Here is a 9608-nt window from a genome sequence, read left to right on the forward strand (position 1 = left end):
GGCTGCGACAGCGTGAACTTCACCGTATGATCGTCTATCGCCGTGATGCCCTCCATCGTCTCGGCGGTGCCGGCGGTCATCTTGTCGGCGCCGACGATCGAGTGGAAGAAGCCGGCGCCCGGGCCTTGCGTCTTCGGGTTGACGGCGCGCTCGATCGACCATTTGACGTCCGCCGCCGTCACCGCGCGGCCGTTGGTGAACTTGACGCCGGGATGCAGCTTGAACGTATAGACCTTGCCGTCGTCGGAGACGTCGTAGCTGTCGGCGAGCGACGGCCCCAGTTCCGTCGTGCCCGGCTTGTAGTCGACCAGGCGCGAGAACAGAGCGTTGATCATCGACCAGTTCTGCCAGTCATAGCCGATGGCCGGGTCGAGCGTGGCGATGTCGTCCTTGTAGGTGACGATGATGTCGCCGCCATTGGTCGGCGTGTCGGCGAAGGCGACGGGCACCAGGGCCGAGGTGGCGAGCAAGGCCGCCAGGCCCATCTTTCTGACGAATTTGTTCATTGAGTTCACTCCTCTGTTGGTCTTGTTGGTTATTGGCTGCGGATGCGGGGATCGACGAATGGGGCGACGAAGTCGGCGAGCAAATTGCCGAGCACGATGGCCAGGGCCGAGACCAGCGTGACGCCCATGATGATCGGCACGTCGACCTGCTGGATGGCCTGCCAGGCGAGTTGGCCGATGCCGGGCCAGCCGTAGACGGCCTCGACCACGACCACGCCGCTCATGAACTGGCCGATGTCGATGCCGACCATGGCGATGATCGGCAACAGCGCGTTGGGCAGCGCGTGGCCGAGCACGACGCGACGGCCGCTGAGCCCCTTGGCATGCGCGGTGCGCACATAATCCTGGCGCAGCACCTCGATCATGGCGGAACGCACCATGCGCGCATACCAGCCGGCGCCGAGCACGCCGAGCGTGAGCGCCGGCAGCACGACATGCCGCGCCGTGCCGAAGCCGGACATCGGGAACCAGCCGAGCGTGGCGGCAAAGACATAGAGAAGCAGCAGCGCCACGACGAATTGCGGCGACGAGACGCCGACGAAGGACAGCATCATCACCGAGCGGTCGACGAAGCCGCCGCGCCGGACCGCCGCGATGATGCCGAAGGTCAGGCCGAGCGCGACCTCGACGACGATGCCGGCGGCCATGAGGATGAGCGTCGCCGGCAGCCGCGCCAGGATCAGCGGCAGCACCTCGGTCTTCTGCGTATAGGAGCGGCCGAGATCGCCATGCAGCAGGTTGCCGACATAATGCAGGAACTGCATGACCAGAGGCTGGTCGAGGCCAAGCTCATGCCGGATGGCGGCCACCATCTGCGGCGTCGCGGAGCGCCCGGCGATCAGCACGGCGGGGTCCGCCGGCAGGAAATAGAGCAGAAGGAAGGTGATGGCGGCGACGCCGAGCAGGATCAGCACGGCCTGGACGAGACGGCGGGCAAGGAAGGAGGCCATCGTCACAGCCTCCCGCGCTGGGTCGGGTCGAGGATGTCGCGCAGGGCGTCGCCGATCAGATTGAAGGACAGCGCCGTGGCGAGGATGATCGCGCCGGGGATGAACACCAGCCAGGGCGCATCCTGAAATAGCTCTGGCTCTCGAAGATGATGTTGCCCCAGGAAGGCTGCGGCGGCTGCACGCCAATGCCGAGGAAGGACAGCGTCGCCTCGAGCAGCACCGTGGTGGCGATGCCGAGCGTGCCCCAGACGATCGCGGTCGGCATCAGGTGGGGAAGGATGTGCAGAAGGATGATGCGGCCATTGCCGGCGCCCAGCGAACGCTCGGCGACGATGAAGTCGCGTTCCACCAGGCCGCGCGTTTCGGTGTAGACGATGCGGGCGACCTGCACCCAGTTCACCAGGGCGATCACCATGGCGACGATCCACAGGCTGGGTCTCAGCAGCGCCGCGAGCGCGATGGCGAGCAGCAGCGCCGGAAAGGCCATCATCAGGTCGGTGAAGCGCATCAGCAGGTTGCCGGCGGCGCCGCGCAGATAGCCGGCGAGCAGCCCGACAAGCAATCCGATCGCGACGGCGACGCCGTTGGCGACGAAACCGATGATCAGCGACGTGCGGGCGCCGAACAGCACGCGGGCGAAGAGGTCGCGGCCGAGCGTGTCGGTGCCGAACAGATGGTCCCCGCCAGGCGGCAGCGGCGCGCCTTCGAGCGACAGGCCGTCGGCAAGCTGGTCGTCCGGCGAGAAATGCGCGATCCATGGCGCGAAGATTGCCGCCAGCAGGACGAGCACGACCACGATCAGCCCGAAAAGGGCGGAAGGCCGTCTTGTCAGTTCGTGCAGAACCCGCATGCCAGCGGCCTACATCGCGCGCGGCACGGGCTCATGCCCGGCAACTATGGAGGCGGCGACGTGCTCGACGGTGAGCCGGCGCTGCATGGCGAGGCGGCAGAGCGTGCGATAGGCGCTGGCCTCATCGCCGCCTTGCGCGGCCATGATCGAGCGCATCGCGTCGTAGACAATCGGTCTCAGCCGCAGACGCTCCTCCAGGCCGGCGATGCGCGCCTTGACGGCGGTTCGCTCATGGTGGGCGTGCGTGGCAAGCACCAGCGCCGGATAAACCGAGGAGGCGGTGACCGGCTTGGCGATGAGCGCGCCGGCGCCCTTGCCCAGCGCCCAGGCGATGCGGCCGGGCGCTTCGGAACCGAGCAGCGCGACCACCGGAACGGGCGCCTCGTCCCCGTCCCATGGCAAGAGATCATTCCACCCCTGGTCGGCGTCGACCAGGACGATGTCAGCTGGCGTTTCGGCGAGATCGAGCGGTTTCCACTGCACGAGAACGGTCACGCCGAGACGTTCGAGCTGACGCTTCAGGCGCTCGATGTTGTCGTCGGCGCGATGCAGGATCGCGGCGCGCCAGGAAACGAAATTCGGCGTCCGCGTCATTGCACGACCCTCAGATGCGGGACGGGCTGGCTGGCCAGCGTGCCGACAAGATAGGGATCGGCGACGATCGCGCCATGCGAGGCAATGACGTCGAAGCCGGACTGCTCGTTGATGCGGCCGAGATGGAAAGGCAGGGCCGCATGATTGGTGCGCGGGTCGATGGCGAGAGGTCCGAGCACGGTTTGCCTCGGGTTGGCGTGCAGGAAGCCGCGCACGCTGGCGGGGTCGTCGCGATTGGCCTCGGTGACTGCCTCGGCGCAGAGCTTCACCGCCGCATACGCGCCGGCGAAGAAGCTGGAGACGCGGCGTCCGGCGCCGAAACGGGCGGCGACGCGCTGCTTGAAAATCCGGTTTTCTAGCGACGCCAGGCTTTCGAAGTAAGAGGCTGTCGAGAGCTGGCCGACGGCTGTGCCCGGCTCGATCTCGCCGAGCTCGCATTCCGTCAGGTCGCAGCTCAGCACCGGGCAGCGTTCCGGCGCGAAGGCAGGATCACGATCCGCCAACCGGCGCACAGCCGCCAGGAAGGCGTAGCTTGACGGGCCGATCATGTTGTTCAAGATGAAGTCGGGCCGGTGGCGCTCCAGATCGGCGATCAGCAGGCCGACATCGGTCTCCTCGATCGGCAAATAGCGCTCGCCGAGCACCTCGCCGCCGGCGCGTGTAAGAAGCTCGCGCGCCAGCCGGTTCATCTCCCAGCCCCAGACATAATTGGCGCCGGCGAGATAGACGCGCTTGCCGTAGCGGGGCAGCATGTGGTCGAACAGCGGTATCAGATGCTGGTTGGGGCAGGCGCCGGTGTAGATGACGTTCTCGTTGGCCTCGAAGCCTTCGTAGGGGCAGATGTACCAGAGCAGCCCGTCATATTTCTCCACCAGCGGGATGACGTCCTTGCGCGACAGGGAGGTGATGGTGCCGATCACATTGCGGCATTGGTCGTCGCGCAGCATGGCGCGGATCAGATCGAGGTAACGCTCCGGCTGGCCGCCCGGATCGCCGAAGACCGGCTCGATGCGCACGGCGCTGCCGGCCTTCTCCAGCTCCTCGATGGCAAATTCGGCGCCGGCGCGGCAGTCGCGGCCGATCGCCCCGTAGGGACCGGTGGTCGAATAGAGGATGCCGACCCTGAACGTCTTCACCCGGACCTCAAAAAATAAAGGCCCCACACGCATCCCATGCTTTCACGAGACGCGGCGAGGCCATGCTGCCCTTGCCCGGCAATGCCGGACGCGATGTGTTACGCGGGAAATTGTGCGCTTGCGAAATAGAACACGAGTGGACGCAGGCTTGTCAACGGTCCTGCGCGCGAATGGGTACAATGGCTTGGTGGTTTGCCCATCAAGCGACCGGCTCGCTCAAAGCCGCCACGGTTTTCAGCGGTGACGCCGCCGATGTTTACACTCTTGCCTCGGCAAAGATGCGGGACGCCCATTCCAGGAAGACGCGCAGCCGCGGCGCGAGCTGGCGGTTCTGCGGATAGAGCGCGAACAACGGCGTCGGCGTTGGCGGGAAATCCTTGAGAACCTCGACCAGCGTCCCGTCAGCCAAGTCTTTTTCCAGCCGGTAGCGCGGCGCCTGCAGAAGCCCGAAGCCCAGGCGCGCCAGCTCGGCTGCGGTGTCGGAATTGTTGACACGGACCCGGCCCGGCAACGTTACCTGGCGCAGGCCGGCGCCCATCGTGAACTCCAGCGGCAGGACATCGCCGGTCCGGGAAGAAACGAAGCCGACGGCCTGGTGGCCCTCCAGCGCCTCGGGCGATGCCGGCGTTCCGTGGCGTTTCAAATAGGCTGGGCTGGCGCAGGTGATCTCGGCGACCATCGCCAGCCGCCGCATGATCATGCCGCTGTCCTGCGGTTCACCGGCGCGAATGACACAGTCGACGCCTTCGCGCACCAGGTCGACCAGCCGGTCGCCCTGGCCGATATGCAGATCGATGCCGGGATGGCGTTCGAGGAAGGCCGGCAGTTGCGGCAGCAGGAAGCGCTGCGTGAGCAGCGGATGCGCATCGATGCGCAACAGGCCGCGCGGCTCGGCGCTGCGGAACCCGGCCTCGGCATCCTCCACCTCGCCAAGGATCGACAGGCAGCGTTCGTAATAGGCCTGCCCGTCGAGCGTCGTGGCGACATGGCGCGTGGTGCGGTCCAGCAGCCTTGCCCCCAGATGCTCCTCCAGTTGCTGGATCGCTTCGGTCGCGGTCGAGCGTGGCAGGCCGAGATCGGCTGCGGCCGCGGTGAAATTGTGCCGCTCCACCACGCGCACGAACAGCCGCATCCTGTCCAATCGATCCATGGCCAATTGTTCGCTCTATTCGAATACTGCTGTCAATAGCCGGCCGATTATCCGGAAGACAGGGCGATCTATATGGGCTCCACACCAAACAAACGAACGGAGACCGATCATGCAAAAGACAAGAACCGCGATCGTGACAGGCGCATCGAGAGGCATCGGCGCCGCGATCGCCAAGCGGCTCGCCCAGGACGACATCGCCGTTATCGTCAATTATACGCGCGGCAAGGACGCGGCCGGCGAGGTCGTCTCGGCCATCGAGGCTGCCGGCGGCACCGCTCTCGCGGTCCAGGCCGACATCGGCGAACCGACCGGCATGGCCGCCTTGTTCGACGCGGCTGAAAAGGCCTTTGGCAAGGCCGACATCCTCGTCAACAATGCCGGTATGATGCGGCTGTCGCCCATCGCCGACACCGACGACGCTGCATTCGAACGGCAGCTCGCCATCAATCTCGGCGGCACGTTCCGCGGCATGCGCGAAGCTGCAACGCGCTTGAACGATGGTGGCCGTATCATCAACTTTTCTTCAAGTGTCGTGGGCTTCTACCAGCCGGCCTACGGCGTCTATGCCGCGACCAAGGCCGGCGTCGAAGCGATGACGCATATCCTTGCCAAGGAGCTCGGCCCGCGCGGCATCACGGTCAACGCCGTCGCGCCCGGCCCGGTCGACACCGAACTCTTCACCGACGGCAAGAGCGCCGCGCAGATCGAGGCAATCACCAGGCTCATCCCGCTCGGCCGCCTCGGCCAGCCCGACGACATCGCCGGGCTCGTCGCCTTCCTTGCCGGCCCGGACAGCCAGTGGGTCAATGGCCAGATCATCCGCGCCAATGGCGGCGCGATCTGAAGGATAGAGGCTACCATGCAGCAGACAATTCTCATCACCGGCGCATCGAGCGGCTTCGGCGCCATGACCGCGAAGGCTCTCGCCAGGGCCGGCCACCGGGTCTATGCCTCGATGCGCGATCCGCAGGGGCGGGGCGGCGCCCCGGCGGCCGAGGTCGAAAGACTGGCCCGCGAGGAGAACCTGGCGATCCGCGCCATCGCGCTCGACGTGTTGTCGGAACCGTCGATCGAAGCGGCCGTGGAAACCATCCTCGCGGAAGCCGGCAGGATCGATGTCGTCATCCACAATGCCGGCCATATGGTGTTCGGACCGACCGAGGCCTTCACACCGGAGCAACTGGCGCAGCTCTATGACGTCAATGTGCTGGGGACCCAGCGCGTCAACCGGGCAGTCCTTCCCGCCATGCGCTCGCTTGGCCGGGCCTTGATGATATGGGTCGGATCGAGCAGCACGCGCGGCGGCACGCCGCCATTCCTCGCGCCGTATTTCGCCGCCAAGGCGGGCATGGATGCGCTGGCGCAGAGCTACGCGCTGGAGCTTGCCCGTTTCGGCATCGAGACGAGCATCGTGGTGCCGGGCGCCTTCACCAAGGGCACGGAGCATTTCGCCCATTCCGGCAAGCCCGCCGATACCGAACGCGCCGCCGCCTATTGGTCGGGACCTTACGCCGGCGTCGACGACCAGGCGTTGAAGGGTCTTGCCGGCCTGGAGCCTGCCGACGCCGATCCCTCGAAGGTCGCAGAGGCCATCGTCGATCTCGTGGCGATGCCGCATGGCCGCCGGCCGTTCCGCGTCCATATCGATCCGTCCGACGACGGCGCGGCCATCGTCAACGGTGTCGCCGACCGCGTCCGCGCCCAGCTTCTGGAGCGCATCGGCCTTGCTGACCTCCTTCATCCAAAGCCCTGAACCCAACCCGAAAGGAACCTGGAAATGCCCTTTGCCAACTTCAAGATGCCCGAGGCGGCCCTCACGAAGGCGCAGAAGGAGGACCTGATCCACAAGACCACGCAGATGTTCGTCGACTATTTCGGCGAAGGTGTGCGTCCCCACACCATGGTGCTGATCGAGGAGGTTCCCGATGGGGGCTATGGCCGCGCCGACGAGGTCTTCGTCATTCCCGACGCCTACCGGGCTAAGGATAGTGCCTGACTTGAACCGGGCGAGTCGCTTGCCGAGCGGCACGCCCGACCTTCCGTGTCGGAGCCGATACTCGCTTCGCTTGGATCAGCCCCGGTTCGGCAAGCTCCGCAGGAATTCGATCATCGCGGCGTTGACCTCGTCCGGGCGCTCCTGCTGGGTCCAATGCCCGCAGCCGGGCAGCATCAGCGTATCGCGGATTTGCGGGATGAAGTTCCTGAGATTGGCCAACAGTTGATCCATGCCGGGGAAGGCGACCACCAGGTCGCGATTGCCTGCCATGTAGAGCGCGGGAACCTTGATCCGCGCGCCCGCAAAGGGCGCCATCAGTTCCCAGTTCCGGTCGATGTTGCGGTACCAGTTGAGACCTCCGGCGAAGCCGGCGCGCTGGAACTCGCCGGCGTAGAAATCGATGTCGCTTTCGCTGAGCCAGTGCGGCAGGCTTGCAGGAACCTCGGCTGCTTGCAGGAGGCTTCCGCCGCGCGGGACCATGGCGATTCCGGCGCCGCCGTCCGAAGCGTCTCCCGACACCGCGTAAAGCATGGCGCGCACCGTGGCCCGCGGGTCTCGTTCCAGCTCCGCCTCGGCAATGCCGGGTTGCTGGAAATAGAGCTGGTAGAACTGGGACTCCGCCGTTCGCGGCATGAGGCTGGTCGGGCGCGCGTTGGCGCGCGGCCGGAACGGCACACTGAGGCCGATGACGGCATGGAAGCGGTCCGGTCGCAGCAGCGCCGCATGCCAGGCGACGACCGCGCCCCAGTCGTGGCCGACGATGACGGAGCTGGGAGCTTCAAGGGCGTCGAGAAGGCCCACCATGTCGCCGACCAGATGAAAGAGCGTGTATTGGTCGATCGCCTCCGGCCGATCGCTCTTGCCATAGCCCCGCATGTCGGGGGCGACGGCGTGAAAGCCCGCCGCCGCAAGCGCGCTCAACTGATGGCGCCAGGAATACCAGGATTCGGGAAAGCCGTGGCACAACAGCACCGGGGGCCCGTCTCCGTGCTCCGCGATGTTAAGGCGGATGCCGTTGGTCGCAACTATTCGCTGTGTAGGTTCGCTCACGGCCGCCTCTCGCGCGCGCGTTTCCACCTCTGATGAAGGGAAGGCCCAACGGCGCAACGGGTGTCCGAGCCGACGGAGTCCCAAATTTCGGAGACGCGCATCTTCCATTGACTGTCTCAGGGGCACTCGCGGCAGTCAATGTCCGACATGGTCACGGAGCGCCAAGGCGTCCACGCACTTGAATAGCTCTGGCGATGTGCGTCAGGATCACTGACCGAGGAGGGCGGGAATCAATGCTTAAACTGCAACGCTGGCTAGCGGACTATTGGGTCGTCGGCGCAGGGTTCATGGCAGCATCGCTTGTTGCGGTTGCGCCGGTGGTCCCGCTTCCGCTGCCGGTGTTCCTGATCTTCCTGCACAGCCCGGTCTACATGGTCCATCAGGTCGAGGAGCACACTGGCGACCGGTTCCGCAAATTCGCCAACGAGCATGTCTTCGGCGGCCGCGACGCCCTTACCGTCGCCTCGGTTCTCGTCATCAACCTCCCGTTTGTCTGGGGCATCAACCTGCTGGCCCTTTACGCGGCCTTGCTGTGGGGACCGGCTTGGGGCCTGGTTGCTCCCTATGTCATGATTGTCAATGCGCTCGCGCATCTCGTCACGTCGGCGCGATTGCGCAAATACAATCCCGGCCTCGTCACCAGCGCCCTTTTGTTTTTGCCGCTGAGCGTCGTTACGATCTGGACGATCGGCCGGACAGCAGGTCTTCTCCCGCACTTGATCGGCGCAGCTCTCGCGGTCCTGCTTCACCTGGCAATCATTGCGTTGGTGACCGCGCGGTACCGCACTCTCGTCGCCAGCTCGTAGCCCTCTTCGGCACGGTTGCGGCGGCGAGAAGACGTCGCTCGGGCCGAAGCCCGGTCGTTGCAGCCCGGAACGGGACACCGCGCAAGGCTGCTGCTGGTATCGGACCGCCCCCGCCACCAACGAAATCTTAATGTAAATCAAGCGTAATCCCGGCCATTAAAATTATGCGTATGTGTTGGGGTGGCGCATGCCGGAATATTCTTCCTTCCTCCGGTCGATCCGGATCCGCTACATTTCGGGGCTGCTTGTCTTCGCGCTGGCCTCGGCCGCCGTGATGTTCGCGCTCAACCGTGTGAATTCGTACCGCCACGAAGTCGATGCCCTCAGCGGCAATTTCGTCATCTTTGCTCGCGACCTGCGCAACGCCACCAATTTCGCCGAGACGACCGGCACCGCCTGGCGCAGCGAGACGCGCGATGCGCTGGCCGCTGCCGCGCGCGGCCACTCCGAGCGGCTGACCAGCGAGATCGGGATACTCAACGCGCAGTTGGCCGCGATCAGGCCGCGCCTGTCCAGGAACACCATCAACGCGTTGGACACCGCTTCGGTCAACGACGACCTGTTCTGGTC

Annotated in this window: 10 protein-coding genes and 2 pseudogenes; 5 read left to right on the forward strand and 7 right to left on the reverse strand. The window is 65.6% G+C overall.

The features are described 5' to 3' along the window. The 6 genes and pseudogenes from EOA24_RS16440 to EOA24_RS16465 form a co-directional block, all read right to left on the reverse strand. Positions 1–485, reverse strand: a 485-nt coding sequence (locus EOA24_RS16440) for an ABC transporter substrate-binding protein (protein ID WP_245501804.1), incomplete at its 3' end; no start/stop codon positions are given. 50 nt (positions 486–535) lie between these two features. Then, positions 536–1456, reverse strand: a complete 921-nt coding sequence (locus EOA24_RS16445) for an ABC transporter permease (RefSeq protein WP_126080802.1) — start codon at positions 1454–1456, stop codon at positions 536–538. A gap of 2 nt (positions 1457–1458) precedes the next feature. Further along, a pseudogene (locus tag EOA24_RS16450) lies at positions 1459–2306 on the reverse strand (ABC transporter permease). Between the two features lie 9 nt (positions 2307–2315). Continuing rightward, a complete protein-coding gene (locus tag EOA24_RS16455; RefSeq protein WP_126080803.1) occupies positions 2316–2900 on the reverse strand; it encodes an ANTAR domain-containing protein in 585 nt (194 codons plus the stop codon). Further along, positions 2897–4036 (reverse strand): transporter substrate-binding domain-containing protein, encoded by a 1140-nt coding sequence (locus EOA24_RS16460; protein WP_245466906.1) that lies wholly within the window; start codon positions 4034–4036, stop codon positions 2897–2899. Before EOA24_RS16460 ends, EOA24_RS16455 begins: the two co-directional genes overlap by 4 nt. Positions 4037–4292: 256 nt before the next feature. Beyond that, positions 4293–5186 (reverse strand): LysR family transcriptional regulator, encoded by an 894-nt coding sequence (locus EOA24_RS16465; protein ID WP_126080805.1) that lies wholly within the window; start codon positions 5184–5186, stop codon positions 4293–4295. A 109-nt stretch (positions 5187–5295) separates the two neighbouring features. Here EOA24_RS16465 and EOA24_RS16470 point away from each other — a divergent pair, with 109 nt between their 5' ends. Genes EOA24_RS16470 through EOA24_RS16480 form a run of 3 tightly spaced genes read left to right on the forward strand, consistent with a single transcriptional unit; the run spans position 5296 to position 7182 of the window. Beyond that, the gene (locus EOA24_RS16470) at positions 5296–6030 is read left to right on the forward strand and encodes an SDR family oxidoreductase (RefSeq protein WP_189342631.1); all 735 of its coding nucleotides are present in this window, start codon (positions 5296–5298) and stop codon (positions 6028–6030) included. A gap of 15 nt (positions 6031–6045) precedes the next feature. Beyond that, a complete protein-coding gene (locus tag EOA24_RS16475) occupies positions 6046–6939 on the forward strand; it encodes an SDR family oxidoreductase (RefSeq protein ID WP_126080806.1) in 894 nt (297 codons plus the stop codon). Positions 6940–6963: 24 nt separating this feature from the next. Beyond that, positions 6964–7182: a 4-oxalocrotonate tautomerase family protein gene (locus tag EOA24_RS16480; protein ID WP_126080807.1), complete on the forward strand. Its 219-nt coding sequence runs from the start codon at positions 6964–6966 to the stop codon at positions 7180–7182. 75 nt (positions 7183–7257) lie between these two features. Here the strand turns inward: EOA24_RS16480 and EOA24_RS16485 are convergent, their stop codons facing one another. Continuing rightward, positions 7258–8232 (reverse strand): alpha/beta hydrolase, encoded by a 975-nt coding sequence (locus EOA24_RS16485; protein ID WP_126064058.1) that lies wholly within the window; start codon positions 8230–8232, stop codon positions 7258–7260. 233 nt (positions 8233–8465) lie between these two features. On the opposite strand from EOA24_RS16485, the gene EOA24_RS16490 reads away from it, so the two are divergent. Next, on the forward strand, positions 8466–9038 hold the full coding sequence (locus tag EOA24_RS16490; RefSeq protein WP_127257878.1) for an HXXEE domain-containing protein: 573 nt from the start codon (positions 8466–8468) through the stop codon (positions 9036–9038). A gap of 187 nt (positions 9039–9225) precedes the next feature. After that, a pseudogene (locus tag EOA24_RS16495) lies at positions 9226–9608 on the forward strand (hybrid sensor histidine kinase/response regulator); the annotation flags it as partial.

Origin of the sequence: Mesorhizobium sp. M2A.F.Ca.ET.039.01.1.1, from assembly GCF_003998035.1 — a bacterium.
GTDB lineage: Bacteria > Pseudomonadota > Alphaproteobacteria > Rhizobiales > Rhizobiaceae > Mesorhizobium.

What these genes read in the sequence shown, in the direction of transcription:
- EOA24_RS16470 (WP_189342631.1), top strand. Translation starts at nt 5,296, where the DNA reads ATGCAAAAGACAAGAACCGCGATCGTGACAGGCGCATCGAGAGGCATC.
- EOA24_RS16445 (WP_126080802.1), bottom strand. Translation starts at nt 1,456, where the DNA reads ATGGCCTCCTTCCTTGCCCGCCGTCTCGTCCAGGCCGTGCTGATCCTG.
- EOA24_RS16465 (WP_126080805.1), bottom strand. Translation starts at nt 5,186, where the DNA reads ATGGATCGATTGGACAGGATGCGGCTGTTCGTGCGCGTGGTGGAGCGG.
- EOA24_RS16490 (WP_127257878.1), top strand. Translation starts at nt 8,466, where the DNA reads ATGCTTAAACTGCAACGCTGGCTAGCGGACTATTGGGTCGTCGGCGCA.
- EOA24_RS16480 (WP_126080807.1), top strand. Translation starts at nt 6,964, where the DNA reads ATGCCCTTTGCCAACTTCAAGATGCCCGAGGCGGCCCTCACGAAGGCG.
- EOA24_RS16475 (WP_126080806.1), top strand. Translation starts at nt 6,046, where the DNA reads ATGCAGCAGACAATTCTCATCACCGGCGCATCGAGCGGCTTCGGCGCC.
- EOA24_RS16455 (WP_126080803.1), bottom strand. Translation starts at nt 2,900, where the DNA reads ATGACGCGGACGCCGAATTTCGTTTCCTGGCGCGCCGCGATCCTGCAT.